Origin of the sequence: Dyella choica, from assembly GCF_003977665.1 — a bacterium.
GTDB lineage: Bacteria > Pseudomonadota > Gammaproteobacteria > Xanthomonadales > Rhodanobacteraceae > Dyella_B > Dyella_B choica.
Map to the genome: position 1 here is coordinate 40,322 of NZ_RYYV01000020.1, position 25,904 is coordinate 66,225.

At 63.6% G+C, this 25,904-nt stretch carries 21 protein-coding genes; 8 read left to right on the forward strand and 13 right to left on the reverse strand.

Going from position 1 to position 25,904, the window contains the following annotated elements:
• Positions 1 to 68: 68 nt before the first annotated feature.
• Positions 69 to 791, forward strand: a complete 723-nt coding sequence (locus EKH80_RS19630) for a polysaccharide deacetylase family protein (protein WP_126686497.1) — start codon at positions 69 to 71, stop codon at positions 789 to 791.
• Complete coding sequence (locus tag EKH80_RS19635; RefSeq protein WP_126686498.1) at positions 788 to 1,864, forward strand: glycosyltransferase family 4 protein; 1,077 nt, start codon at positions 788 to 790, stop codon at positions 1,862 to 1,864. The genes EKH80_RS19630 and EKH80_RS19635 overlap by 4 nt, the downstream gene beginning before the upstream one ends.
• A gap of 9 nt (positions 1,865 to 1,873) precedes the next feature.
• On the opposite strand, the gene EKH80_RS19640 is transcribed toward EKH80_RS19635, so the two are convergent.
• From EKH80_RS19640 to EKH80_RS19665, 6 genes are all read right to left on the reverse strand, one after another.
• Positions 1,874 to 2,659 carry a glycosyltransferase family 2 protein gene (locus EKH80_RS19640; RefSeq protein WP_126686499.1) on the reverse strand — a complete coding sequence of 262 codons (786 nt, stop codon included), beginning with the start codon at positions 2,657 to 2,659 and terminating at the stop codon, positions 1,874 to 1,876.
• Positions 2,649 to 3,917, reverse strand: coding sequence for an O-antigen ligase family protein (locus EKH80_RS19645; RefSeq protein WP_329955493.1), 1,269 nt, complete (start codon positions 3,915 to 3,917; stop codon positions 2,649 to 2,651). The genes EKH80_RS19640 and EKH80_RS19645 overlap by 11 nt, the downstream gene beginning before the upstream one ends.
• 172 nt (positions 3,918 to 4,089) lie before the next feature.
• Positions 4,090 to 5,214 carry a glycosyltransferase gene (locus EKH80_RS19650; RefSeq protein WP_126686500.1) on the reverse strand — a complete coding sequence of 375 codons (1,125 nt, stop codon included), beginning with the start codon at positions 5,212 to 5,214 and terminating at the stop codon, positions 4,090 to 4,092.
• An 88-nt stretch (positions 5,215 to 5,302) separates the two neighbouring features.
• Positions 5,303 to 5,512 (reverse strand): zinc-finger domain-containing protein, encoded by a 210-nt coding sequence (locus EKH80_RS19655; protein WP_126686501.1) that lies wholly within the window; start codon positions 5,510 to 5,512, stop codon positions 5,303 to 5,305.
• A gap of 284 nt (positions 5,513 to 5,796) precedes the next feature.
• Positions 5,797 to 6,384: a YceI family protein gene (locus EKH80_RS19660; protein WP_126686502.1), complete on the reverse strand. Its 588-nt coding sequence runs from the start codon at positions 6,382 to 6,384 to the stop codon at positions 5,797 to 5,799.
• Between the two features lie 110 nt (positions 6,385 to 6,494).
• On the reverse strand, positions 6,495 to 7,088 hold the full coding sequence (locus tag EKH80_RS19665) for a malonic semialdehyde reductase (RefSeq protein WP_126686503.1): 594 nt from the start codon (positions 7,086 to 7,088) through the stop codon (positions 6,495 to 6,497).
• Between the two features lie 81 nt (positions 7,089 to 7,169).
• On the opposite strand from EKH80_RS19665, the gene EKH80_RS19670 reads away from it, so the two are divergent.
• The gene (locus EKH80_RS19670; RefSeq protein ID WP_230473836.1) at positions 7,170 to 8,183 is read left to right on the forward strand and encodes a mitochondrial fission ELM1 family protein; all 1,014 of its coding nucleotides are present in this window, start codon (positions 7,170 to 7,172) and stop codon (positions 8,181 to 8,183) included.
• A gap of 61 nt (positions 8,184 to 8,244) precedes the next feature.
• Here the strand turns inward: EKH80_RS19670 and glnE are convergent, their stop codons facing one another.
• From glnE to EKH80_RS19700, 6 genes are all read right to left on the reverse strand, one after another.
• Positions 8,245 to 11,097 carry a bifunctional [glutamate--ammonia ligase]-adenylyl-L-tyrosine phosphorylase/[glutamate--ammonia-ligase] adenylyltransferase gene (glnE, locus tag EKH80_RS19675; protein ID WP_126686504.1) on the reverse strand — a complete coding sequence of 951 codons (2,853 nt, stop codon included), beginning with the start codon at positions 11,095 to 11,097 and terminating at the stop codon, positions 8,245 to 8,247.
• Positions 11,098 to 11,181: 84 nt separating this feature from the next.
• The gene (locus EKH80_RS19680) at positions 11,182 to 12,327 is read right to left on the reverse strand and encodes a sulfate/molybdate ABC transporter ATP-binding protein (protein WP_126686505.1); all 1,146 of its coding nucleotides are present in this window, start codon (positions 12,325 to 12,327) and stop codon (positions 11,182 to 11,184) included.
• Between the two features lie 13 nt (positions 12,328 to 12,340).
• Positions 12,341 to 13,240, reverse strand: coding sequence for a sulfate ABC transporter permease subunit CysW (gene cysW, locus EKH80_RS19685; RefSeq protein ID WP_425481167.1), 900 nt, complete (start codon positions 13,238 to 13,240; stop codon positions 12,341 to 12,343).
• Positions 13,198 to 14,022 carry a sulfate ABC transporter permease subunit CysT gene (cysT, locus tag EKH80_RS19690; RefSeq protein ID WP_126686506.1) on the reverse strand — a complete coding sequence of 275 codons (825 nt, stop codon included), beginning with the start codon at positions 14,020 to 14,022 and terminating at the stop codon, positions 13,198 to 13,200. Before cysT ends, cysW begins: the two co-directional genes overlap by 43 nt.
• 5 nt (positions 14,023 to 14,027) lie before the next feature.
• Complete coding sequence (locus tag EKH80_RS19695; protein ID WP_126686507.1) at positions 14,028 to 15,029, reverse strand: sulfate ABC transporter substrate-binding protein; 1,002 nt, start codon at positions 15,027 to 15,029, stop codon at positions 14,028 to 14,030.
• Positions 15,030 to 15,153: 124 nt separating this feature from the next.
• Positions 15,154 to 16,359 (reverse strand): OprO/OprP family phosphate-selective porin, encoded by a 1,206-nt coding sequence (locus EKH80_RS19700; protein WP_126686508.1) that lies wholly within the window; start codon positions 16,357 to 16,359, stop codon positions 15,154 to 15,156.
• A 233-nt stretch (positions 16,360 to 16,592) separates the two neighbouring features.
• On the opposite strand from EKH80_RS19700, the gene EKH80_RS19705 reads away from it, so the two are divergent.
• Genes EKH80_RS19705 through EKH80_RS19720 form a run of 4 tightly spaced genes read left to right on the forward strand, consistent with a single transcriptional unit; the run spans position 16,593 to position 22,612 of the window.
• Positions 16,593 to 18,389 carry an assimilatory sulfite reductase (NADPH) flavoprotein subunit gene (locus EKH80_RS19705; protein WP_126686509.1) on the forward strand — a complete coding sequence of 599 codons (1,797 nt, stop codon included), beginning with the start codon at positions 16,593 to 16,595 and terminating at the stop codon, positions 18,387 to 18,389.
• Positions 18,390 to 18,397: 8 nt separating this feature from the next.
• Positions 18,398 to 20,095, forward strand: a complete 1,698-nt coding sequence (cysI, locus tag EKH80_RS19710; protein ID WP_126686510.1) for an assimilatory sulfite reductase (NADPH) hemoprotein subunit — start codon at positions 18,398 to 18,400, stop codon at positions 20,093 to 20,095.
• Complete coding sequence (locus tag EKH80_RS19715; RefSeq protein ID WP_126686511.1) at positions 20,092 to 20,814, forward strand: phosphoadenylyl-sulfate reductase; 723 nt, start codon at positions 20,092 to 20,094, stop codon at positions 20,812 to 20,814. The genes cysI and EKH80_RS19715 overlap by 4 nt, the downstream gene beginning before the upstream one ends.
• A gap of 52 nt (positions 20,815 to 20,866) precedes the next feature.
• Positions 20,867 to 22,612: a bifunctional sulfate adenylyltransferase/adenylylsulfate kinase gene (locus EKH80_RS19720; protein ID WP_126686512.1), complete on the forward strand. Its 1,746-nt coding sequence runs from the start codon at positions 20,867 to 20,869 to the stop codon at positions 22,610 to 22,612.
• Positions 22,613 to 22,830: 218 nt separating this feature from the next.
• Here EKH80_RS19720 and EKH80_RS19725 read toward each other — a convergent pair whose 3' ends face one another.
• Positions 22,831 to 23,838, reverse strand: a complete 1,008-nt coding sequence (locus EKH80_RS19725; RefSeq protein WP_126686513.1) for a LysR substrate-binding domain-containing protein — start codon at positions 23,836 to 23,838, stop codon at positions 22,831 to 22,833.
• A 403-nt stretch (positions 23,839 to 24,241) separates the two neighbouring features.
• On the opposite strand from EKH80_RS19725, the gene cysG reads away from it, so the two are divergent.
• Positions 24,242 to 25,681, forward strand: coding sequence for a siroheme synthase CysG (gene cysG / locus EKH80_RS19730; protein ID WP_126686514.1), 1,440 nt, complete (start codon positions 24,242 to 24,244; stop codon positions 25,679 to 25,681).
• Positions 25,682 to 25,904 lie beyond the last annotated feature (223 nt).

The following is a 25,904-nucleotide window of genomic DNA, read 5'->3' on the forward strand; positions in this document are numbered from 1 at the left end:
CCCATGCGGCTGTCGGGGGTGGCCCATCCAATGCGACAATACGCACAGCTGAAGCTTGATTGAGCCTCATGTCCGCCTACCCGATTTTCATGTACCACAACATTGCGCAGGCACCGCGTGGCCTCAAGCGCTGGCGCAGCCTGTATGTGAGTCCGGGCGCGTTCGGGCGGCAGATGTGGCTGCTCAAGTGGTTCGGCTATACAGGACTTTCGATGTCCGACGCGATGCCGTACCTGCGCGGCGAAAAGCACGGCCGCATCGCAGTGATCACGCTGGATGACGGCTACGTCGACAATCTCGAATCCGCGCTGCCGGTGCTCAAGCGCTATGGCTTTAGCGCGACCTGCTATGTGGTGAGCGGCAGCATCGGCCGCTACAACCACTGGGATGCGGAAAAGCTCGGCATCCAGAAGCCATTGATGGCACCTGCGCAACTGCGCGCGTGGCAGGAAGGCGGCATGGAAATCGGTGCGCACACACGTTCCCATCCGCGCCTCAGCCAATGCAGCGCCGCGCAGCTGCAAGACGAAATCGCCGGCAGCAAGGCCGACCTGGAAGACGTGCTGGGGGTGCCGGTCACGCAATTCTGCTATCCGTACGGCGACATGGACGATCGCGTGGCCGAGACGACACGCGCTGCGGGTTACGCCGCTGCCACCACCACACAGCGTGGCCGCGCGATCCTCGGCACTGACCTGTGGCGCCTGCCGCGCGTGCAAGTCGCGCGCCATCACATGTTGCCGCAATTCGCTATGCGCGCATTCACCGACTACGAGAACAAACGCGCATGAAATTTCTTTTCGTCGGCACCAACCCCGAAAACACCGGTGCCGCCACGCATTTCGTAGCGCTGGGCCAGGCCCTGGTGGAAGCCGGGCATCAGGTCAGCGCGGTGGTGTACCCGGACGGGCTGATCGCCAACGCGCTCGCCAGGGCTGGCGTAAGACTTTATCCGGCGAAATTCCGCAACGTGTTCGATCTGCGCGGCTATCGCGCGACGTTCAAAGCCGCGCGCGAACTGAAACCCGACTGGCTGGTAGGCAATTTCGGCAAGGAATACTGGCCGCTGATCCTGGTCAGCCGCCTGCTCGGCGTGCCGGTTGCCCTGTTTCGTCATCGCACGCCGCCGATGGGACGGGCCTCGGGTTATCTGGTACCGCGTCTGGCTCAGCGTTTTTTTGCCGTGTCCGCGAACGCGCGGCAAGCCTATGTGGAACGCGGCGTGCCGCAGCAACTGGTGCGTGTGCTGTACAACCCGGTGAACATGCAAGAGTGCAGGCCCGACACGGAACGCCGCAACGCGATCCTGCACCGGCTCGGCATTCCGCAGGATGCCATCGTGCTCGGCTACTTCGGCCGCATCCATCACAGCAAGGGCATCCTCACCTTGCTCGAGGCCCTCGATGGCGCCATGGCGCAGGAACCGCGCCTGCATTGCATTTGGCTGGGCCACGGTCCGGACGTGCAGCAGCTGGGCGAGCGCATCGACGCCGGCTCATTCGCGCACCGCCATCACATGCTTGGCTGGATCGACGACGTGCACCCGTATTACAGCGCGATCTCCATGCTGGCGTTTCCTTCCATCGCTACGGAAACCTTTGGCCGTGTTTCGGTGGAAGCGCAGGCGGCCGGCGCGCCGGTGCTGGGCAGCAACATCGGCGGCGTGCCGGAAACGCTCTCGCCCAACGTTACTGGATTATTGTTGCCGCCGGGCAACGCAGCCGCGTGGCGCAACGCGATCCTCAAGATGTGCGAAGTGCAGATGCGCGAGCCGATGGGTGTGGCGGCGCGTGATTTCGTGGATCGGCATTTCAGTACGCGGGTGATCGCGGACGAATTCGTACGCATCTTGAGCGACGGTTGAGGTTGCCCCTCAATCCTCTCTGCGAAGGGGAGAGGAAGTAGAGCGTGCAGCTCGCCGCGCCTCGTGCAACTTGGCGTATTTCAGGAATACGTAGAACGCCCCCAGCACGCTGGCGATAAACCCCGCCCAGCCGTTGAGGAAGTAACGTTTCAACACAAACTGCCGCAAGAAGAACAGCGGCGGATAGATCACCATGCGTACACCGGTAAAGCGCTGTCCGCGACGTAGCTTGTGCGCCACCATGCCGCTGCTGTAGCGGTTGATCTTCTCCACGCGCGTGGCGATATCGCCATCGCCGCTGTTGACGAAATCCGCTCCCCACAAAGTCTTCACCGGCCCGCGCACTTCGACCGCGGCATGCACTTCCACGTCATTCATGCCGCCATGCTTGCGATTGAACAGGCGCAGATGACCGTTGCGATGGCTCCAGCGGTGCTGCACGGTCCAGAACATGCGCTCGCGGCGCGGAAGCCGAAAACCCGCATGCATGGGATCTTCCAGCGCGCGCTCGATGATGGCGCGCGTGCCGGGCGAGAGGATCTCGTCCGCATCCAGATTCAAGATCCAGTCGTTGCGTGCCAGCTCGTAGGCACGCTGCTTCTGCGGACCGTAGTCGTCGAACGGATGCGCTTCCACCCGCGCACCGTGCATGCGCGCGATCGCCACCGTGCTGTCGCTGGAACCGGAGTCCAGCACGACGATTTCATCCACCCAGTCCACTTCGCGCAGGCAGGCATCCAGCGTATCGGCGTTGTTATAGGTGATCAGCACCACCGAGAGCGGTTCACGCGCCATCGCCCTGCTCCTTCGCATATAGCGCTGCACACCATAACGCCAACAGCCAGGCGAACAACAGGCCCCACCAAGCTGAATAAAAAGCCAGGTGGGCATTGAGCGGAAACAGCATCGCCGCCAGCGATACCGTCACCGGGAACGCTCCCGCGCGACCGGCCTCACCCGCCCGGCGCCAGGCACGCCACGCAACCACCAGACCGATCAACCACAGCAGCATGCCCGCCGCTCCGGTTTCGGCAAGCACCTCCATGAGCCATTGGTGCGGATGGCAGGCGCCGACGCCATCACCGCAATTCTCCTCCACGAGGAAGTGGTCATTCGCCGGGGCGTAGTGTGGATAGGCATAACGGAATCCACGCACGCCCACGCCAAGCAGCGGATGCGCTTCGATCATGCGCAGACCGGTGTGCCAGATGTCGAGCCTGCCGGTCGTTGCCTCGTTGACGGACTGCTCGCCGCCACCCAGGACCAGCAAGGTGCGCTCAAAGCGTGCATCGAAACGCGTGGAGGCCTTCCAGGCGATGCCGCCCGCTGCCAGCAGCACCAGGCTGCATGCCGCGCAAACTGCAACAAATCGCACAAGCGAACCTGCTTCGCGCCTTATGAACAGCAAGGTCACCAGCCCGAAGCCAATCCATGCGGAACGCGATCCGCTCAGCATCACCGGCCCGAGCAGCAGCAGGAACGCGACGCCCAATCCCGCTCTTCCCGCATATTGGCGTGCGGTCCACAACAGGAACGGGGACAACACCGCCAGCGTTGGCCCCAGCTTGGGATCATCCGCTCCGAACAAGCCGGAGATGCGCTCGGGCTCCGCCTGTCCGCGCAGGCTCCAACCGGTGAGCATTTGCATCCAGGCGTCCAGGACCCAGAAGCCGATCACGGCAGCCAGTGCGGTATAGAACCCATGCAAGAATCGCTGGTCGCGCAGCGCATAAGCGGCGTACAGCCCAAGCGGCAGATAGCGTAGTAGCCCTGCCGTGGTGCCCCAACTTTTGCCGGGCATCACGGCGGCGAATGATGACAGCAGTGCAGCGCCGACATAGCAGGCGAGCAAGGCCAGAAACAACCACGCGCCTGGGTCGTCGCGCCATGCCGCACGCCGGCTACGGAGCAGCAGCACCACGCCTACCAGGCACAGCAAGGTGCTCAGCTCTGCACTGCGGCCAAACGGCAGCAGCAGCGCGAACAGCCACAATGGCCACCAGGCGGTGAAACCCTTGCTCGTCAAGAAATTGGAGGGACGCTGATCGGTCACGGGAAACGACGCAAAGGCAGATCGACACAGGACAATAAACGAGCCCAACAGCTGCTGTCACTGCGCAATGGTGGGCTGGGATGGCAGTCCCGGCATCGCGTGTGCTGCCTACATGGCAATGCTGGGTTTCACAACCCAGCCTACGATTGGCATCCCAGTCTACGCCAGCTAATCAGCCGGCTACTTCTTCGTAGAGCGCCAGGGCAGCGTGCTGCATGTCGATCAGGCGGTAACGTTGCAACGGCGAAATCGGCGGCGCAACGCGCAGCAGCTCCGCCGCACGCTCAACCAGACGCTCGCGATCGCCGGGCGGCACCCGGCCGGCGGGATAGAGTTCGGCCAGCAGCTCGCCCACGCCACCATGGGCGTAGCCGAGCACGGGTCGGCACAAGGCCAGAGCTTCGACCACGGTGCGGCCGAATGCTTCGGGCTTGTTGGAAAGCTGCAGCACCAGGGCGGACATGGCAAAGACGTCGCGTACGTCGTCGCGCGGTGCCGTCAGCACCACCTGGTTTTCCACGCCGCGGCCCCTGATCAGCTCGTTCAGTTCGCGCGCATAGGCTTCGCGACCCGGCTCGATCACGCCCAGCAGCAGCAGGCGCGTGTCGATGCCGCGTTGCTTGAGCTCGGCCACCAGCTCGATCGCGTCATGATGCCCCTTCAGGCGCGTGCCGCGGCCGGGCAAGGTGAGCAGAGGCGCGCCAGCAAGCTGGGGAAATTCGTTGAAGAAGGCCTTCTGCCATCCTTCGTCCGGCCGGTGCCCATAGGGAAAGGCCTCCGGATCGATGCCGCGAGGGACGATGCGAATGCGGCCGGTATCCAGCTTCAGGTAATGACTGATGATGTAGTCGCGCACCGTCTGCGAGACCACCACGATGCGTTCGCCGCGCAGCATGATGGCGCTGTAGCGGCCAGGCGAATTGAGCCCGTGCACGGTAGTGATGAAATGCGGCCTGGGCGAGAGGCCCTTGAGTGCCCACCAGCCCATCCATGCCGGGAGCCGCGAACGGGCGTGGACGATATCCGGCTTCAATTCGCGCAGGATGCGTCGCAAGCGGCCCAGGCGCCCGACGGTAAGCAGCGACTTGCGGCCCACATCCAGGGTGAGGTGCTCGCTGCCTTCGGCCTCCAGCTGAGCCACCATGCGGCCACCCGCCGAGATCACCACCGAACGATGCCCGGCCTGCACCAGCGCACGCCCCACTTCCAGCACAGAGCGCTCCGCGCCACCAGAGTGCAACGCGGGGATAAGCTGCACAACGGTCAGCGTTCTGGCCGGTGTGGCGGCAACAGACATGGTTCCCTCGTTAGCGACTCTCATCCGTAAAGACCCAAGCAGCAATCGTGCCGTTTGGCGCGATTTATGCTCGTGGCGGGGCCTGGATTCAGTCGCGCAGGACGTAATGTGCGCCGCAGTAAGGACATACGGACTCCCCGCCATCCTCCACGATCGGCAGATACACCTTAGGGTGGGAGTTCCACAGGGCCATGCCGGGCATCGGGCACGACAACGGCAGGTCCGAACGCGTCACTTCGTAACGATTTTCGGCATTCGCCGGGATGAGCTTCTGGGCTGCGGCGGGCTGACCCGACATGGGAGGTTGCTCCGGGGTGAGGCTATCAGGCCGCCTATCTTAGCAAGGGACAAGGGGCGAGTAGCGAGGGCGCGATGCCGCCTCTGTTCACTCGCCCCTCGCCGTGTGCTAACAGGCTGTTGAGAAACAGCTTGTTAGCGCAGGCCACGGATGGCCTGGCACGAATCAAGCACAGCAAGTGCTTGATTCGTGGGCACCGAGTTCGAACATCCGCCGAACTTAAGTGCGTTGAGAACGTGCAGGAAAGCACTGTCTCAACATCCTGCTAAGGGCGCCCTTGAACCTTACTGCCCGGCCTTCGGCACCGAACCCTCGGTGGTGATATTGATCTGGATCTCGTCGCTCACTTTCGGCGCATACGCGCCCAGGCCGAAATCCGAGCGCTTGACCAGACCGGTGGCGTTGAAACCGATCGACGGCTGGCCGGTCATCGGGTGCGTGCCGACGTTGTTGAGCGTGGCATTGAGCACCACCGGCTTGGTCACGCCATGTACGGTGAGATCGCCGGTCACCTTGTATTTCTTGTTGCCCAGCGACTGCACGCCGGTGCTCTTGAAGGTGATGGTGGGGTACTTGTCGGCATCGAAGAAATCCGGTTCCTTCAGGTGCTTGTCCAGGGCCGGCACGTGCGTGTCCAGATTGCTCAGCGGCATGGTCACTTCCACCGAGGCCTTGGCCGGGTCTTTGTCATCGAACACCAGCGTACCGTCGGTAATGCCGATGTCGGCCACCGGATGGGAAAAGCCGAAGTGGCTCCAGCTGAACAGCACCATGGTATGACCCGGGTCCAGCTTGTAGCTGACCGGGGCGGCCTGGGCCGAGAGCGCCGTGCCGAGCAGTCCGGCCAGCAATACATAGCGAAGATTGCGCATGAAAAAAGTCTCCTGCATCGATCAAAAGTGGGTGGAAAAAGGCACTCTCACGTTCAACTACGCCGATCGCCGCTGCAGCACAAGCCAGCGACCATCGGTAGGAAAAATCCTTACGCGATGAGGCATGCCTCATCGAACGCAAGCCGCGGGCTGCGCGGGAAAAGGTCACGGCTACTGTCGCCGTAGCCGATGTTGATCAGGAAATTCGACTTCACGGTGGTGCCGGCGAAGAACGCCTGGTCCACGCCGGCATTGTCGAAACCGGACATCGGGCCGCAGTCCAGGCCCAGCGCACGTGCCGCAACGATCACGTAGGCACCCTGCAAAGTGGCATTGCGGAAGGCCGTGGTGTCGATCAGCGGCTGATTGCCGACGAACCAGCTACGGGCATCGGCGTGCGGAAACAGCTTGGGCAGGTTTTCGTAGAAGGCGTGATCGGTCGCCACGATGGCGGTGACCGGCGCAGCCATGGTCTTGGCGCGGTTGCCATCGGAGAGAAACGGCTTGAGCTTTTCCTTCGCCGCCGCGGACTTGACGAACACCAGGCGCATGGGCGAGGAATTGGCGCTGGTCGGGCCGAACTTCGCCAGCTCGTACAACGCGTGCAACTGCTCGTCGCCCACTTCCTTGGGCAGGAACGCATTGTAGGTACGGGCGGTACGGAACAGCTGATCCAGTGCCGACTCGGCAAGCTTCTCGCTCATGGGTATCCTTTGGCTCAGAAAACAAAGTCCATAGTCTAAGCGCAACCCGGGCGTACCAGCGGCGAGCGAGGCGAACGTACTGTGCACGATCCGGCGACAATCGGCGCTCCCAACCACGAACCGCTTCACCCCTTAGCGGGGGAATGCTGGGTAATTACCGACCAGGCCGCCGGCAACCAGCGCCAGGCCCTGGCGCTGGCCGAAAAAATGGGCATGCCGGTGCGGCACCTTGTTCTTTCGCCGCGCGCGCCATGGTCATGGCTGTCACCACGCCTGACCCTCGGCGGCCGACTGGCCCTACCCGCCGCGCAGCGGATGGCCTTTGCTCCGCCATGGCCATCCCTCGCCATCGGCTGCGGACGCAGCGCGGCTTTGCTGACGCGGCTATTGCGACGCCTGACGGAGGGCTACTGCCATACCGCGCAGATTCTCGATCCGCGCATTGACCTCATGCATTGGGACACCGTCATAGCGCCCAAGCATGACGGCCTTGTCGGCCCCACCGTATTGAACCCGCTGGGATCGCTCAATCCGGTCGACGAGGCCTGGCTTGCGGATGGTCGCGAAGCCAGCCCGGCGCTGGATTATCTGCCGCGCCCGCGCGTGGGCGTGCTGCTGGGTGGGCCACGCGCAGGCATTCGCATCGACGTCGAATATGCGCAGCGCCTCGTAGAACACCTGCTGGCACGTCGACAGCGCGAGGGCGGCAGCCTGCTGGTGTTGGCTTCGCGCCGCACGCCTATGGGTGTTGCCGAGCTGCTGCGCAACGCGCTGCGTGGCGTTCCCGGCCTGCTGTGGACCGGTCCCGACGATGGCAGCAATCCCTATCCCGGCGTACTCGGCTGGGCCGACCGCCTGGTGGTGACGCCGGATTCGGTGAACATGTTGAGCGAGGCCTGCGCGGTAGGATGCGACGTGCATACCTTCGTTGCGGAAACCTTGCCGCCGAAGCTGGCGCGCTTTCATGGCAGCTTGCGCCAGGCGGGCTTGTTGTACGATATCGATGAGGATGCGTCGGCACGACAGGTACCGTTGCGCGAGACGGCGTTTATCGCCGAAGCGTTACGCAAGCGCATCCTTGCCCGCCAAACATAGTTGCATGGCCTCATGGGCTGGGATGACCATCCCAGCCTATGCGGGCATTTGGGCGTTATGCCTAGAAATCGAATCCGAGCGCACGCGTTACGACATTCACTTCGCCGCATAGCTCGTCCAGCTGAACATCTCTTGGCGCAATGCGCGGGCGTAGATCCAGCGTACAGAACAAAGCCCTGCGCAACAGCTCCGCGTGCGCACGGGTGAAACAGTTCGCCTGCGCAACATCCAGCACGCCCGCATCGCGACAGACTTCGATCAGTCCGGCATTGGCGGTGGTCGACAGCAGTTGGGGTGATTGCGAAGCGTGCGCCAGCACCAGGCCTTGCAGGGCAAAATCGATATCGAGCAAGGCACCACGCCCCTGTTTCAGGTCGATCTGCCCGGCATCCGAACGATCCCGCTCTGCCCGCCAGCGTTGCCGCATGTTGCTGACTTCCGCCAGCACGGCCGCACGATCGCGCGCCACGGCAAGCGTGCGACGCCGCACTTCAGCCAGCCCCGCGTTCAAGGCCGCGTCGCCGACAACGGGACGCGCGCGCAGCAAGGCCTGGTGCTCCCATGTCCAGGCGCGGCTTTCCTGATAGGCGACAAAGGCTTCCAGGCTGCCGATCAGCAGGCCTTTGGAGCCATCCGGTCGCAAGCGCGTATCCACTTCATACAGGCGTCCTGCACGCGTCAGCACCGTCAGCCAGTTCATCACGCGCTGGGTGAGGCGCTGATACCAGCGCGACCCCTCCAGCGGGCGCGGTCCATCGCTCATGGCCTGCGCGCGCTGGCCATCGAACACGAACACCAGGTCGAGGTCGGACGCAAAACCCAATTCTTCTCCGCCAAGGCTGCCATAGCCAAGGATCGAAAAGCCCGAGCCCACGCCTGGCAAACGACCATGCGCGACAATCACTTCGCGTTCGGCGAGAGCGGCCACGGCATTGACCACGGACTCTGCCAATGCAGCCAGTCTGCGCGCCGTCGCCACCGCATCCGCGCGCCCATCATTGAAAGCCAATCCCAGGCGAAACGCGATGCTCGACTTGAACTCGTTGATGCGTTCCAGTTCCGCTTCTGCTTCGCGCTCGTCCAGCGTGGTGAGCACATGGGCGATCTCAGCGCTGATGTCGGCGCGCTTGAGCGGCAATTGGTCGATGCGCGGATCGAGCACATCGTCCAGCAGCAAGGGTTGCGCGATCACCCGCTCCGCGAGAAAGGCACTTGCGGCAAACAGCTGTGCCAGGCGCTTGCGTGCCGATGGTTGTTCTTCCAGCAACGCAAGATAGGAAGGACGGCGCGCCACCGTCTGCACCAGGCGACACAGACGCAGCAGGCACGGTACCGGCGCCGCAGTTTCGCGGGCTGCCGCCAGCAATTGCGGCATCAGGTGATCCAGCTGTTCGCGTGCCCGCGCGGACATGGCGCGCAGCTGCGAGGCCTGCGACAACTTCAATAGCGCCTCAGCCGCTTCGGCGCCCGGCGCGAAGTCGGAAGCTTCCATCTCACCGCCGCCCAGCAACTCATCGCACGCCCTTTGCCACAGGATCGCATCCGCAGCCGGCACGCTGGCTTTGGCGCCGCCTTCAGGCATCAGCACGGCCTCGAATTCATTGGCGACAATGTCCCGGTATCTCGCCAGCTCCTCGCCCAGCGGCTCCCAGGCCGGATAATCCATTCCCAATGCAAGCCGCTCGCGGGTCAGCTCGTCTTCAGGCAAATCGTGCGTCTGTGCGTCGCGCATCATCTGTACGCGATTCTCCAGTCGCCGTAAGAACACATAGGCCTCGCGCAAGGCCTTGGCACGCGACGCGGGAATATGTCCTCGCGCCTCGCACGCGGTAAGCGCTGGTAACAGGCCACGCACCCGCAAACCCGGTTCGCGGCCGCCGCGAATCAGCTGTACCAGTTGCACGATGAATTCGATCTCGCGAATGCCGCCCGGGCCCAGTTTGAGGTTGTCGGCCAGGTCCTTGCGCGCCACTTCGGCATCGATCAACGCTTTCATCTCGCGTAAACCCGCGAAAGCGGTGTAATCCAGGTACTTGCGATACACAAACGGCCGCAATATTTCCTGCAATTGCTTGCCCCCATTACGGTCACCGGCTACTGCGCGTGCCTTGATCCATGCGTAGCGCTCCCAGTCGCGACCTTCGCGCTGGTAGTACTGCTCCATGGCGCTGAATGGCAAAGCCAGCCGGCCGGAATTGCCGAACGGACGCAGACGCAGGTCCACGCGTGCGCAGATGCCATCATTGGTGGGCTCATGCAGCAGGCGAACCAGCTGGCGTCCCAGGCGCACGAAGTACTCGCTGTTGTCCAGCACACGTGCACCGTCACTCTCGCCGCCCTGCGGATAGGCCAGCACCAGGTCGATATCGGAAGAGAAATTCAGCTCGCTCCCGCCCAGCTTGCCGAAGCCGACCACCACCAGACGCTGCAGGCTCCCATCTTCTCCGCGCGCGTGGCCATAACGCACGGCCAGCGAACGCTCCGACCAGTCGAGTGCGGCGCCAAGCAAGGCTTCATACAGAACGCTGGTGGCGGAAAGCGTTTCCGGCAGGTCGTCCAGGCCGTTGACGTCCCGGAACACCAGGCGCAAGGCCTCGGCGTGCCGAAAGCGCCGTAACGTGGACATGCAGACCGCTTCGTCGGCATCCGGCTTCAGCGAATCTATGCGCGCCGATGCGTCCGCACTGGCTCGCAGCCGCTCCAGCCCCTGCGGCGCCAACAACTGCGGCTGGCTGCGCCAGGTTTCGAAGGCGAAATCGCTGGCCAGCAAGGTGCGGCGGATGCGCTCGGCCACGCCCGCGTCGTCGTGCAGGGGCACGCCGGCGGTGCGGCAACGAGCCACGAGCTGGGCATAACGGTCATCGATCAAGGCCCGCAGCGCGGGCGATTCGGTGGGTACGGGGATGGCAGCCATGCCGCCATTATGGGCCTTATCCCTTGCGCGGCAGAACCGTTCGGTGCTGCCCCACGAGATGGCGCCTCTGTCGGGAATAAGCGCTCAAGCCTCGATCCTGCGCCAGGGGCCTACCGCTATCGAAGAGTTCGCGTAGGGAGGATAGACGATGGACCGCAATCGCACGCGGCCGTCCCGGTCCATCGCGAAGACGGTCACAGCCTGCAAATGGACATGGAGCCGATCATCGGCTGCGCTTGCGCACCGAGCCCAATCGCGCTCGCTCCATTCTGCTTCAAGCGGCTCGTCCCAGCTCTCCACACGCAAGCTGGCGCGCACGCTGCCGGCCACATGACGGAGATTGAGCAGTTGCGCTGTTAGGCCATCGCCTGGCACCGGTGCAGGCACGATATCCTCGGGACGCACATGGACCGCGACCTCATGGGCATCCGCGGCAGCGAAATTCTCGATGCGCCACGCATGGCCAAACAGATGCAGATGCTGGCCGCGCACCTCACCCGGCAAGCGCTGGCCGCGCGCAATGAAGCGCGAAACAAAAGGCGTGGCCGGCTGGCGATAGACCTGCTCCGGCGCGCCGATCTGCTCGATGCGACCACGGTTCATCACCACCACGCGATCGGCCATTTCCAGGGCTTCGTCCTGATCGTGGGTGACGAATAGTGTGGTGATGCCGAGTGAACGGTGGAATTCGCGCAGCCACCCGCGCAGATTTACCCGCACTTGCGCATCGAGCGCGCCGAACGGTTCGTCCAGCAACAACAGGCGTGGCTCGATCGCCAGGGCGCGCGCCAAGGCCACGCGCTGGCGCTGGCCGCCCGACAGCTGCGACGGATAGCGATCCACGAAGCCCTCAAGCTCCACGCGGCGCAACAGGTCCTCGACCGTTGCCTTGATCGCCTGCGCCTTGGGACGCACGCGCCACGGGCGCACGCGCAACCCAAAGGCCACGTTCTGGGCCACCGTCATGTGCGGAAACAGCGCATAGTGCTGGAACACCAGCCCGACGCCACGGCGTCGTGCATCCAGCGCCAGCAAATCGCGCCCGTCGCGAAGCACACTGCCGGCGTCCGGCTGGTCCAGGCCCGCCAGGATGCGCAGCAGGCTGCTCTTGCCAGAGCCCGAGGGGCCGAGCACAGCGACGAACTCGCCGTCACCGATGCTCAGGCTGACATCGTCCAGCGCGAGGAAGGTGCCGAACCGGCGACGCAAGCGGGAAATTTCGATACCCATGCTGCGGGAATCCTCAATCATTGGCGTTCCATTCGCCGCCGTGCCGCCACTTCACCAGCCGCTTGATGGCGAGCGTGAAAACAGTAAGCAGCGCAAGCAGCGAAGCCACCGCGAAGGCGGCGGAAAAATTCTCCTGGCTTAGCTGATCCACTTGCAGCGGCAACGTATTGGTGATTCCGCGCAGGTGTCCGGAGACCACATAGACGGCGCCGAATTCGCCCATCGCCCGCGCGTTGCAGAGCAGAACGCCCTGCAGCAAAGCCCAGCGAACGCGTGGCAAGGTGACGCGAAAGAAGATCTGCCATCCACTGGCGCCGAGCGTAAGCGCTGCCTCTTCCTGGTCCGAGCCCTGCGCCTGCATCAGGGGAATCAACTCACGCGCCACATACGGCAGTGTCACCAACACTGTCGCCAACACCAGGCCCGGCAAGGCGAAAATCACCTGCAAGCCATGGGCTTCCAGCCAGGACCCCAGCCAGCCATTCTTCCCATAGACCAGGATCAGCATCATGCCGCAGACCACCGGCGAGATCGAAAACGGCAGATCGATCAACGCGCCGAGCCATGCCTTGCCGCGAAACTCGAAGTACGCCATCGACCAGGCCGCGGCCAGGCCGAACACCATGTTCAAGGGAACGGCTATCGCTGCCACCGTCAACGTCAGCCGCACCGCGCCAAGCGTATCCGGCTCGCGAATGGCATGTAGGTAAAACGCCAAGCCGTGCTGCAAGGCTTCCGCGAATATCGCCAACAATGGCAACACCATCAACCATCCCAGCACCACCAGCGCGCCAAGCACCAGCACAACGCGTGCAACATGTGTCGTCCGCGCTGGCTGCCCAATCGACACCACGGCAGCAACGGCAGCCATCAGCGCACCACCGCCCAGCGCCGTGTCCAGCGCTGCAGCCACGCCATCGCTACCAGCAGCAACAGCGACGACGCCAGCATCACTGCACCCAGGGCTGCTGCACCGCGATAGTCGTACTGCGAGTCGATCTTCTGCACGATCAGGTACGGCGCGATTTCAGTGCGGAACAGGCGGTTGCCTGCAATGAAGATCACCGAGCCGTATTCGCCGATCGCTCGCGCCAGCGCCAAGGCGTAGCCCGTCAGCAACGTGGGCAGCAAAAGCGGCAGCAGCACGCGGAAGAATCGCTGGAAGGAAGTAGCGCCGAGCGTATAGGCGGCTTCCTCCAGGTCGCTCTCCATGCTTTCCAATACCGGTTGCAACGTACGCACCACGAACGGCAAGCCGACGAACACCATCGCCAGCAACACGCCCACACGCGTATAGGCGACTTCGATGCCGAGCGGCAACAAGCGGCTGCCTAGCCAGCCGTTGGGCGCGTACAGCGCAGTCAAGGAAATACCTGCTACGGCCGTCGGCAGGGCAAACGGCAGATCGACCAGCGCGTCAAACTGCCGCCTGAGCGCGAATCGATAGCGGACCAGCACCCATGCGACCAGCAAGCCGAGTACCGCATCGATGGTCGCCGCGAGCAGCGCTGCACCAAAACTCAACCTCAACGATGCCAGCACACGGCGTGTACCGATCTGTGCCCACCAGCCCTCGGGCCCGAGTTCACATGCAGTCCACAGCAGTGCGGCGAGCGGCAGGAGCACACAGCTGCCCAAGACCAGCAGGGTATAGCCGGTGCTGAGGCGAAAACCTGGCAATACAGACCGTGCCATCGCCGTCATTGCGCCTCTTCGAGGATGCTGTCGAACAGGCCACCGTCCGCGAAATAGCTCGTCTGCACGTTGCGCCAATCGCCAAATTGCTCGCCGATGGTGAAGGTCTTCACCGCGGGAAATTGCGCGGCGTACTTACCGGCGACGGAAGCCAGGCGGGGGCGGAAGAAATGCCTGGCGGCAATCTCCTGGCCTTGCGGGCTATACAGAAATTGTAGATAGGCCTGCGCAACTCGCGCTGTGCCATGCCTGGCCACGATCGCGTCCACCACCGCCACCGGCGGTTCCGCCACAATCGTCGAGGACGGCACTATGATCTCGTAGTTGTCCTTGCCCGATTCCTGCAGTGCCATCAACGCCTCGCTCTCCCACGCGATCAGCACGTCGCCTATGCCACGCCGAACGAAAGTATTGGTGGCGCCGCGTGCGCCGGTATCGAGCACCGGCACGTTCTTGTACAGCGCCGTAACGAAGGCGCGCGCCTTGTGCGAGTTGCCGCCCGGCTGACGCAAGGCCCAGCCCCAGGCGGCGAGGAAATTCCAGCGCGCGCCGCCGGAGGTCTTGGGATTGGGTGTGATGACCTGCACGCCGGCACGAATGAGATCCGGCCAATCACGGATCTGCTTCGGATTGCCCTTGCGTACCAGGAACACGACGGTGGAAGTGTAGGGCGAGCTGTTGTTCGGCAATCGCGCCTGCCAGTCCCTCGCCAATAGACCCTTGTCCGCCAGCACGTCTATGTCGTAGGCCAGGGCCAGGGTGACCACGTCCGCCTGCAAGCCGTCGAGCACGGCGCGCGCCTGCTTGCCAGAGCCCGCGTTGGAGGTGGTGACCGTTACGTCCTGCCCCGACTGCTGGGCCCAGTACGCCTTGAAGGCCGTATCCGCGTCCTGGAAATACTCGCGGGTGGGGTCGTAGGAGACATTCAGCAATTTAACGTCCTGAGCAGGAACATTCCCTGCGCTCAGTGACAGCAGCACTGCCAGAGCCAGCAGTAGACGTCTCATAGCTACCAATCTCCTTCGGGCAGGTTCGCCCATGCTGCACTATAGGTTTGGAAGGCTGGACGTCTGAAAGCACTTGTCGTCCTATCCATATGCCCGCTCGAAAACCGTGTTTTCACCCGAAGGGCTACAGGAAAACCTCGGCACGCAATTCGAAGATGCGTGGATCGACCACCAGACCCCTGCGGTTGCTGAAAGCACGGATGTAGTTGGCTTGCAAACGCAGATGCGAGCCGATGTACCAATTCGCCCCCGCCGTCCAGTCATGCTCCCTGCCGCCCAGCACCCGTCCATCGTTGAGGTTCAGTTCGCTGTAGCGCAGGGCCAGCTCCAGCGCGCCCCATGCGCGCGCGGGAATCACGTTGCTGACGTTGCCATCGTGGTATTGACGTGATTCGCCCGTAAGGACCCAACTACCGAAGAGGTAATAGCCGTCCAGGTCATAATGGGGCTTGGGTAGCTCGAAGCTGGTCTGAGCCCGCAGGTATTCGCCCTGTACCGACCAGGGGCCGTCGATCCACACTTCTTCCAGCCCCAGGCGATTGATGTGGCTGACGCCGCCGAGCGTGCCGGAGCTGACCAAATTGACTCCCGTAAGCCCCGCCTCTGGAGTCGCCTTGAAGCTGGCCGTAGCAGGTTGTTGCACGCCAAGGGCGTTGACCAGGCCGTAGGGATGCTCCTCCGAAGCGGCGACGCCCAGGTGCAGCACTGTCGTCGCCTCGTGAATCGGTACCCAGGCAACGCGCGCCGCAAGCGTATGTCCACGATTCTTGCCGATAAGGCTTTTCCCGTAATAGCCCAGGCTGGCCAGCCAGTGTGCATGCTGGATTGCCCAATCGGCGCCGACGCGGCGATTCTCATAGACCGCCTGCGAGGGCAAGGCCAGCTCGATGAAGGTGGTCTGGGTCGAAGTGGTGACGCCTTCAAGACTCACCGGGGTCTTGCTCTGCCCAAAACGGAGGGCGCCGTAGTCGCTGCCCAACACCGCTTGTGACTGCAAGCGCGCAAAGACATCCTGCCACTGCCTGGACTGGAAATCGTAGTACACGGTGGCGTCGTAGACGCCCGGCTTTTTCACGTAGAAGCCCAGGTACTTGCGGCGATTGGTATGCGCATCGGTGAACCTGTTTTTGTCATGCGAAAAATCGTTTACGTCGTACTGATAGCGCAGCACCAGCCCCAGTTCCGTCCCATCCCCCGTCTTGAAGTGAGTGGGCCACTGGTAAAGCCCGTCATCGTCACCTGCCCTGGCCTTGGCCGGGGCCAGCACCGCCAGCGAGACCGAAGCGGCCCAAATCAACACGACCAAAGCGGGCCTGGATCGTCGCGGCATGGATAACTCCGGCGCCGCTGCAGGCGCCTGTGAAAGGTAGGTGAGAAAAAACCCCGTTGGAACGCCTTGAGAGGGGAGGAGCGTCCTGGATCCCATGCTGCCTTCCGCGCTTCCTGCGAAGGAAAGGAGGGAATGGCATGCGGATATGCCGGCCCATCATTTCTTCACCAAAAAACGAAGTTCTAACATCGTCGCATTCAGATGGACGTCTAAACGTCCAGGGATGCAAATCAATGACCGCCGCCACCTTATCACCGTTGCCCGAAGACAAGCAGCCCCTGGTTGCGCGTCTGATCGACGGGCTGGAAGCGCCTACGCTGTTGTGGCTCTCCGGCTATCTTGCGGGTGTGGCCGGTCAACGCCAGCTGCCCGGCAGAAGTTCCGCCGCCGAACCTGCAGCGCCCACCGAAGCGCAAGCCAAGCTCACTGTGCTTTATGGCAGCCAGACCGGCAACGCCAAGCGCCTAGCCGAAGATATCGGGCGCCGGGCATCCGCCGCGGGCCTTGCCGTGCGCATAGTTCGAGCCGATGCGTACGCGACTCGTGAACTGAAGCAGGAACGCCTGCTCTACGTGGTGATCAGTACGCAAGGTGATGGCGAGCCGCCGGACGACTCGCGCGCCCTGGTCGAGTTCCTTGCCGGCGCCCGCGCACCCAGTCTGGAAGCGTTGCGCTATGCCGTGCTTGGACTGGGCGATTCCAGCTATCCGAACTTTTGCGCAGTCGGCCGCCAGCTCGACGAACGCCTCGCGGCGCTCGGCGCGCAACGCCTTTTTGCAGCCGGCGAAGCGGACGTCGACCTGGAAACCGTGGCCCGGCCTTGGACTGAACAAGCGCTGCAGCAGGCCCGTGAGCAACTGAAAACCTCAGCCCCGCTCGCCAAGGTCACCCCTTTGCGTACGGCGCGCAGCACGCCGGCATGGCATCGCGAGCAGCCCTTTCCGGCACAGCTGTTGCTTAACCAGCGCATTACCGGCCGTGGCAGCGATCGCGACGTGCGCCATCTCGAATTCTCACTGGACGGTTCCGGCCTGCACTATGCGCCCGGCGACGCGCTTGGCGTATGGCCCTCACAATCGCCGGCGCTGGTTGAAGCGGTATTGAGCACACTGCAGCTCGACGGCGACACCTCTGTGCGCGCCGGCAACGAAGAACATGCGCTACGGACATGGCTGACCGAGCATCGCGAACTGACCCAGCTCACGCGCCCCTTTTTTGCGGCACATGCCGAGCGCAGCGGCGATGCCCAGTTGCGCGAGTTCCTTTTGCCCACAGCGCGCGAAACGCTGGCCGCGCTGTTCTCGCGCTGGCAGGTGCTGGATCTGCTGCGCCGCCACCCCGCCGATTGGACAGCGGAAACCCTGGTCGCTGCGCTGCGTCCGCTGGCGCCTCGCCTGTATTCCATCGCCTCCAGCCAATCGGTGGTAGGTGACGAAGTGCATCTCACCGTCAGTCACGTCGACTACGCCTTGGACGGCAACGCGCGCTGGGGGGCTGCCAGCCGTTACCTCGCACACCGTGCGGAAAGCGAGAACGTGCCGGTGTTCATCGAAGCCAACGAGCGCTTCCGCCTGCCCCAGGATGATCGCGACATCATCATGATCGGCGCCGGCACCGGCGTTGCGCCCTATCGCGCGTTTGTGCAGGAACGAGCCGAGCGCGGCGCCGAAGGGCGCAACTGGCTGGTATTCGGCAACCCGCATTTCCATTCCGACTTCCTCTACCAGGTGGAATGGCAGCAGGCCCTGAAGAGCGGGCAGCTGCATCGTCTCGACCTGGCGTTCTCGCGCGATCAAGCCACCAAGACCTACGTCCAGCATCGATTGATCGAACAGGGACGCCGGCTGTACGAATGGCTGGAAAGCGGCGCGCATCTGTACGTGTGCGGCGATGCCAATCGAATGGCCAGGGACGTACACAAGGCCCTGGTCGCGATCGTCGCCGAACAGGGCGCCCGGACGACCGAAGATGCCGAAGCCTGGCTGAGCCAGTTGATCCAGCAGGGCCGCTACGCCCGCGACGTGTATTGAGGCGTGTCATGAGCAAAGCGACCCTTTCCGACTTCGAGCGCATCAAGGCGAACAGCCGCTTGCTGCGCGGCACGCTGGTCGAAAGCCTCGCCGACCCGGTGACGGGTGCGATCAGCGAGGACGACAATAAACTGCTGAAATTCCACGGCAGCTACCAGCAGGACGATCGCGACGTGCGCGAAGAACGCCGCAAGCAGAAGCTCGAACCTGCTTACCAGTTCATGGTGCGCGCCCGGCTGGCCGGCGGCGTGCTTAGTCCCGCCCAATGGCTGTCGTTCGACGCCATCGCGCGCACGTGGGCCAATCACACCCTGCGCATCACCACGCGGCAGACGTTTCAGCTGCATGGCATTCTCAAGCGCGATCTGAAGCGCTCGATTGCCGCCATGAACAAGGCGCTGGTCAGCACGATCGCCGCCTGCGGCGACGTGAACCGCAACGTGGTCGCCAGCGCCAATCCGGTGCAGACGCCGGCGCATAGGCTCGCCTATCGCTGGGCCGAACGCCTGTCGGAGCATCTGAAGCCGAAGACGCGCGCCTACCATGAGATCTGGCTGGATGAAAAGCTGGTCGCCGGTGGCGAGGAAGAGAGCGAGCCGCTGTACGGTCCGACCTACCTGCCGCGCAAGTTCAAGATCGGCATCGCCGTGCCGCCCACCAACGACGTGGACGTGTTCGCGCAAGATCTGGGTTTCGTTGCGATCATCGATCGCAGCGAACTGCTCGGCTTCAATGTTTCGGTCGGCGGCGGCATGGGCGCAAGCCACGGGGATGCCAGCACCTACCCGCGCCTTGGCAGCGTGATCGGCTTCGTCGAACCCGAACAGCTGCTGCGCACCGCTGAGGCTGTGATTGAAGTGCAACGCGATCACGGCGATCGCCAGGAACGCAAGCACGCACGCCTGAAATACACCCTGGATCGCATGGGTGTTGGTGCATTCAAAGCGGAGCTGGAGCGGCGCCTCGGTTTCGCGTTGCAACCCTCGCGCGCGTACCGCTTCGATCACAACGGCGACCGCTACGGTTGGAGCGAGGGTGACGACGGCCGCTGGCACCTGACCTTGCAGATCGAGTCCGGCCGGCTGGCCGATCTTCCCGGGCGCCCCCATTTGAGCGGCCTGCGTGCGATTGCCGAGCAACACCAGGGCGATTTCCGGCTGACCTGCAACCAGAACCTGATCATCGCCAACGTGCCGCCGGCCCAACGCGAGCGCATCGACGCACTGGTAGCCGAATACCAACTGGACGGCTATCGCCGGCTCAGCGGCATTCGCCGCCATGCCGTGGCTTGCGTAGCATTGCCAACCTGCGGCCTGGCGATGGCCGAAAGCGAACGCTATCTGCCGCAATTGCTGCCCAAGCTGGAAGCCTTGCTTGAACGGCATGGACTGCGTGACGAACCGATGTTGCTGCGCCTCTCCGGCTGCCCGAACGGCTGCTCGCGGCCGTACCTGGGCGAAATCGCCCTGGTGGGCCGCGCCGTCGGCCGCTACGACCTGCGCCTGGGCGCCGACTTCGCCGGACAAAGGCTCAATCGCCTGGTGCGCGAAAACATCGGTGAAGCCGAGATCCTCGCCGAGCTGGATGGCCTGTTCGCCCACTACGCCGCCGAACGCAACGAACAAGAGCGTTTCGGCGACTTCTTAGTGCGCAGTGGCGTCTTGCCGACAGCACACCATGCCATCGACGCAGAGGTTTTCGCATGAACCTGCCCACGCCCGAGCAAGCTGCGCATGACGCGCGTGCACGCGACAAGCTCGAGGCCGGGCTACTTGCGCTCGGCGCGGAAGAACGTATCGACTGGGCGCTGGAACAGCTTCCGGGCCGGCACGTGCTTTCCTCCAGCTTCGGCGCGCAGTCGGCGCTGTCGCTGCACCTGCTGACCCGGCGCGTACCGGGGATTACGGTGCTCGTCATCGATACCGGCTACCTGTTTCCCGAGACGTATCGGTTCATCGACGAGCTGGCCGAACGCCTTTCACTCAATCTCCACGTCATCCGCCCCAGTCTCTCGCCGGCGTGGCTGGAGGCACGCCATGGCGAACTGTGGAACCAGGGGCGCGAAGGACTCGACCGCTACAACCGGCTCGCCAAGGTGGAACCCATGCAGCGCGCCTTGGCGGATCTCGGCGCCGGCACGTGGTTTGCGGGCTTGCGTCGCCAGCAGTCGCTGAGCCGCGCCGCGGCGCCTGTGCTGGATAACCGGCATGGACGCTGGAAGGTGCATCCCATCGTCGACTGGACCGACCGCGACGTCGGCATCTACCTGCGCCGTCACGACCTGCCCTACCACCCATTGTGGGACCAAGGCTACATCTCGATTGGCGATACGCATACCACGCGCCGCTGGGAACCCGGCATGCGCGAGGAGGACACCCGCTTTTTCGGCTTCAAGCGCGAATGCGGATTGCATCTGGACGTGTAGGCAACACTCATTGCATTCAAAAACAAACGCTGTCCCGATTAGAGGAACTCCTATGAAAGCCCTCGCTGCCGAGCTTGTCTCGGCCGAACTTGAAGCGCTGGTCGCGCCGCACGGCGGTGTGCTGCGCGAACTGTATCTTCCGGCCGCCGAAGCCGAAGCGTTGAAGCGACGCAGCGCGTCGCTGCCGCAATGGACACTCAATCAACGCCAGTTGTGCGACCTGGAACTGCTGCTAAACGGCGGCTTCTCGCCTCTGCAAGGCTTCCTGGGACGCTCGGACTACGATCGCGTGGTGAGCGAGATGCGGCTGGCAGACGGTACATTGTGGCCGATCCCGATCGTCCTGGACGTGGACGAAGCCTTTGCCTCCAAGCTGGCAGACAACACACAGATCAGCCTCAACGACACGCAGGGTACGCCGTTGGCGGTGCTGACGGTGGAAGATGTGTATTTCCCCGACCGCATCGCCGAAGCGCGCCAGGTGTTCGGCACGACCGATCGTGCGCACCCGGGGGTGGCCGAGCTGCTGGATCGTACCGGATCGGTGTATCTGGGTGGCCGCGTGCAGGGCATCCAGCCACCGGCGCATTACGATTTCACCTCATTGCGCCGCAGCCCGCGCGAATTGCGCGACTGGTTCCACCAACATGGCTGGCATCGCATCGTGGCGTTCCAGACCCGCAATCCGATGCACCGAGCGCATCGCGAGCTGACTTTGCGTGCGGCCGAACAGGTAGGCGCGAAGCTGTTGATCCAGCCATCGGTGGGACGCACCAAGCCCGGCGACGTCGATCACTACACCCGCGTGCGCTGCTACCGCGCACTGCTGGAACATTATCCGCACGACCAGGCCACTCTATCCCTGCTGCCGCTGGCGATGCGCATGGGCGGGCCGCGCGAGGCACTGTGGCACGCCATCATCCGCAAGAACTACGGCGCCAGCCACTTCATCGTCGGGCGCGATCACGCCGGCCCCGGCAAGGACTCGCAAGGCAAGCCCTTCTACGATCCTTATGCGGCGCAGCATCTGCTGGCCAGGCACCAGGCCGAACTGGACATCGAGATCGTGCCTTTCCCGGCGATGGTCTACGCCGCCAATCGTGACGCCTATCTGCCGCAAACCGAAGTACAGCCGGAAGACGAAGTACGCGACATCTCCGGCACCGAGCTGCGCCGCCGGCTGCAAACCGGTGAAGCGATCCCGGAATGGTTCACTTTTCCGGACGTGGTGAAGATCCTGCGCGAGCGCCACCCGACCCAGCAGCGGCAGGGCTTTTCGCTGTTCTTCACCGGCCTTTCCGGCTCGGGCAAATCCACTCTCGCGCAAGCCGTCCTGGCGCGCTTGCTGGAGACCGGCAGCCGTCCCGTGACCATGCTGGACGGCGATGAAGTGCGCCGTCACCTGTCGAAGGGGTTGGGATTCTCGCGTGAGGACCGCGATGCCAACATCACCCGCATCGGCTTCGTTGCCAGCGAAGTAGTCCGCCACGGCGGCATAGTGATCTGCGCACCGATCGCGCCGTATGCCAACGCGCGCAGCGAAGCGCGGCAGCTGGTGGAAGCGCATGGGCGATTCGTGGAAATCCACGTCTCCACTCCGCTGGAAATCTGCGAAGCGCGCGACCGCAAGGGCCTGTATGCGGCGGCACGTGCAGGAAAGATCAAGGGTTTCACCGGCATCGACGATCCGTACGAAACACCGGTGGCACCGGAGCTGCGCATCGATACCAGCCAGGCGCCGGTGAACGAGGCGGCCAACAAGGTGTGGGAGTGGCTGCAAAACCAGGCGCTGGTTTGAGCCATGCAAAGTGATGCGAGCTTCACCGCGATTCGGTGGGGCTCGTAGGCTTGTCTAGGGGAAGCCCCACAGTACCTCGTAGTTATTCCGGCGAAGGCCGGAATCCAGTATCAACACGTCGTGCGAAGCACTCAGCATAAAGCTGATGTGTCTTTCGGACGAGTATTTGGACTGGATTCCGGCCTTCGCCGGAATGACTGCGGTTACTCCCCGACCGCTCAGGCGGCGCGATTCACCGTACGCCGCACATGGCGCTGCTGAAGCTCGCTCCACAGCGGCGGCGCGGGCCAGTTCGGCTGTGCGTTTCCAGCCACCACCCGGCGCAATTCCGCTTCATCGATCTGCGGCGCCACCAGCCGTGCGAATTGCGCGACATAGCTGCGCAACACGTGATCACGGCGCAGCACCATCCAGCTTGTGCAGACCGGCAGCAGCGTGTCGATGTCGAGCGTGACCAGTTCGCGCGTGTCGGCCGGAGTGATCGCCATCTCGGCCAGGATGCCCACGCCCAGCCCGGCCAGCACGTAGGTCTTGATCAGGTCGGCGTCTGCCGAGGTGCAGGCGATACGCGGGATCAGGTCCGCGGCTGAAAACGCCCGCCGCAACGAGGATTCGGGCTGCAGCGAGGACTCGTAGCTGACCAGCGGGTGCGCCGCCAGGTCTTCGATCCGCAGGGGACGCCCCAGCTTGGCCAGCGGATGCCCCTGCGGCACGACGGCGCGGCGGTACCAGCGGAACAGCGGCACCGCAATGCCACCCTCCGGCGCCAGACCGCTGGTGCTGACGATGACCAGGTCCACCTCGCCGCTTTCGAACAGGCCGATGATGCGTCCTTCGCCTTGTGGACGAATATGCACATTGAGCTCGGGATAGTGCTGTTTCAGGCGGGCGATGGCCTCCGGCAGGACGAAGCGCGCCTGGGTATGCGTGGTGGCCATCGACAGCTCGCCTTGCGCCTCCTCGCGCAGGTTGGCGGCCAATGCGCGGATGTTGCGTGCCTCATGCAGGATGGTGCGGGCCCGCTCCAGCACCTGTGCCCCGGCCGGCGTCACCGCGTCCAGGCTCTTGCCGCGACGGGTGAACACCTGAAAGCCAAGCTCGCCTTCGAGCTGCTTGAGCTGCTTGCTGATGCCGGATTGGGTGGCGTGGACGTTGTCGGCTGCGAGGGTGATGTTCAAACCAGCGTCGGCGATGGCGACGATGTAGCGAAGTTGCGTGAGGGTCATGAGATCGGCTCCGGAGAAAAACGCGCGCAGGGGTGTGCTTGACGCATGGCGAAGCACATACAACCCACGACCCACCCTGAACGGCGTTTCATCACGAGCTCCACGCACACCGGCCTCTTCGCCGTTCGATCGAACTTAACACAGCGTTATTTGGACGTCTATACATCTATAAATCCTTTCCGCGCCTTGGCGCGACCTATGCCATACGGCCATATCTTCGGTCTCTGCAGCCATTTCCCATGGCCGGGCAGCAGCGTTAGCGTGGCAGCTTGTTCAGTGTTTTCGCGTGATTTGGATTGCATCTGGGCGCCCTATAGCCTTCAGGTAATGTGAGCAAGCAGACCCGCGCTGAGTCGCCGAACAGGTTTTGACCGACCCACCTGCCTTCCTCCGGACGTGTTCCATGCCGCTTTACCCGCTGTTTGCCGATCTTCGCGACCGCCACGTGCTGGTGCTGGGGGGCGGTGACGTCGCCTCCCGAAGAGTCGCCATGCTGCTGAAGGCCGGCGCGCGAATCACCGTGGGAGCCCGGCTACTGACGCCCGAATTGCGGGAATGGGCAAAGCAGGGTCGCATCACCTGGCAGGCGGGCTCCTATGAAGCCGAATGGCTCGAACGGGCATGGCTAGTGATCGCCGCCACCCGTTCACGCCCGCTCAATACGCGCATCGCCGCCGATGCCCACGCCAGGCAGCGGCTGGTGAACGTGGTGAATGATCGGTCGCTTTCCAGCTTCCAGGTGCCGGCCTTGATCGATCGCTCCCCGCTGCTGGTAGCGATCACCAGCGCAGGAGCGGCGCCGATGTTGGCGCGCCGCTTGCGGGAACGCATCGAAGGCCTGCTCGATCCAACGCGAGGATCGCTGCTGCAATTCGCACTGCGTTACCGCGCGCGCCTTCGCGCACGCCGGCGGGATCCTGCAGCAGACCGGCGTTTTTATGCCTGGCGGCGAGACGTTCCGGCGCACGTTTCATCGCTCATTTCACCATCTGCCCAGGCGAAAAAGCAGCTTGCCGTGGCGCTGACCGATCGTAGGGAGAAGCAGGCATCCGGCTCCGTCATCCTGGTCGGTGCGGGCCCAGGCGATCCCGGCTTGCTTACCCTGCATGCGCTGCGCGCACTGAACGAAGCCGACGTGATCCTGCACGACGCATTGATCAGCGAGCCGATCCTTGACCTCGCACGCCACGACGCAGAACGCATTGCCGTAGGAAAGCGCGGCGGCGCCATGCATACGCCGCAGGCAAGCATTCATGCACTGATGCTCCAACACGCACGTCAGGGAAAGCGCGTGGTGCGATTGAAGGGCGGCGATCCCTTCGTGTTCGGCCGCGGCGGCGAGGAGCTCGAATTCCTGCGCGAACATGGCATCCACTACGAAGTCGTGCCTGGTATTACTGCTGCGCTTGCGTGCGCCGCCTACAGTGGCGTACCGCTCACTCATCGCGATCATGCGCAATCCGTACGCCTGGTTACTGCACACTGCCAGCTATCGCTGGACACGCTGGACTGGTCGGACCTGGCGCGTGAGCGTCAGACCCTTGCGATCTACATGGGCGTGAGCCAGCTCGACGAACTTGCCCGGCAACTGCTTGCCCATGGACGCTCCGCCGATACACCGTTCGCACTGATCGAGAGTGGCTCGTTGCCGCAGCAACGCACCTTGACCGGCGCGCTGCAAGCGTTGCCTGTCCTTGCCGCACGCCATGATATTCGCGCGCCCGCCTTGATCATTCTTGGCGAAGTGGCCGCGCAAGCGAGCGTCTCGCACTGGTATGGCGAACTGCTCGGCGAGCCGCAGGGAAAATTCACCCTGCCTCGCCCCCTGGCTGATGCGGCATGACTTACCGGGCCTGGCGTAGGCGGGGATGGCAATCGTAGGCCGGGGTGCAAACCCCGGCATTGCCATGTATGCAACCCGCGCGACGCTGGGATTATCATCCCAGCCTACCTACTCACCTAAGCCATTGTCGGAACACGCAAAAGGCCGCCATTCCATGATGGCGGCCCACGGGGCTTTCCTTCGCCATGGCGAAAACCAGCACAGTCCGGCATGAACCTGCACT

Excerpts from the sequence above, each read along its gene's own strand:
- EKH80_RS19630 (WP_126686497.1), top strand. The coding sequence starts at position 69 with ATGTCCGCCTACCCGATTTTCATGTACCACAACATTGCGCAGGCACCG.
- EKH80_RS19635 (WP_126686498.1), top strand. The coding sequence starts at position 788 with ATGAAATTTCTTTTCGTCGGCACCAACCCCGAAAACACCGGTGCCGCC.
- EKH80_RS19640 (WP_126686499.1), bottom strand. The coding sequence starts at position 2,659 with ATGGCGCGTGAACCGCTCTCGGTGGTGCTGATCACCTATAACAACGCC.
- EKH80_RS19650 (WP_126686500.1), bottom strand. The coding sequence starts at position 5,214 with ATGTCTGTTGCCGCCACACCGGCCAGAACGCTGACCGTTGTGCAGCTT.
- EKH80_RS19655 (WP_126686501.1), bottom strand. The coding sequence starts at position 5,512 with ATGTCGGGTCAGCCCGCCGCAGCCCAGAAGCTCATCCCGGCGAATGCC.
- EKH80_RS19660 (WP_126686502.1), bottom strand. The coding sequence starts at position 6,384 with ATGCGCAATCTTCGCTATGTATTGCTGGCCGGACTGCTCGGCACGGCG.
- EKH80_RS19665 (WP_126686503.1), bottom strand. The coding sequence starts at position 7,088 with ATGAGCGAGAAGCTTGCCGAGTCGGCACTGGATCAGCTGTTCCGTACC.
- glnE (WP_126686504.1), bottom strand. The coding sequence starts at position 11,097 with ATGGCTGCCATCCCCGTACCCACCGAATCGCCCGCGCTGCGGGCCTTG.
- EKH80_RS19680 (WP_126686505.1), bottom strand. The coding sequence starts at position 12,327 with ATGGGTATCGAAATTTCCCGCTTGCGTCGCCGGTTCGGCACCTTCCTC.
- cysT (WP_126686506.1), bottom strand. The coding sequence starts at position 14,022 with ATGGCACGGTCTGTATTGCCAGGTTTTCGCCTCAGCACCGGCTATACC.
- EKH80_RS19695 (WP_126686507.1), bottom strand. The coding sequence starts at position 15,029 with ATGAGACGTCTACTGCTGGCTCTGGCAGTGCTGCTGTCACTGAGCGCA.
- EKH80_RS19700 (WP_126686508.1), bottom strand. The coding sequence starts at position 16,359 with ATGCCGCGACGATCCAGGCCCGCTTTGGTCGTGTTGATTTGGGCCGCT.
- EKH80_RS19705 (WP_126686509.1), top strand. The coding sequence starts at position 16,593 with ATGACCGCCGCCACCTTATCACCGTTGCCCGAAGACAAGCAGCCCCTG.
- cysI (WP_126686510.1), top strand. The coding sequence starts at position 18,398 with ATGAGCAAAGCGACCCTTTCCGACTTCGAGCGCATCAAGGCGAACAGC.
- EKH80_RS19715 (WP_126686511.1), top strand. The coding sequence starts at position 20,092 with ATGAACCTGCCCACGCCCGAGCAAGCTGCGCATGACGCGCGTGCACGC.
- EKH80_RS19720 (WP_126686512.1), top strand. The coding sequence starts at position 20,867 with ATGAAAGCCCTCGCTGCCGAGCTTGTCTCGGCCGAACTTGAAGCGCTG.
- EKH80_RS19725 (WP_126686513.1), bottom strand. The coding sequence starts at position 23,838 with ATGACCCTCACGCAACTTCGCTACATCGTCGCCATCGCCGACGCTGGT.
- cysG (WP_126686514.1), top strand. The coding sequence starts at position 24,242 with ATGCCGCTTTACCCGCTGTTTGCCGATCTTCGCGACCGCCACGTGCTG.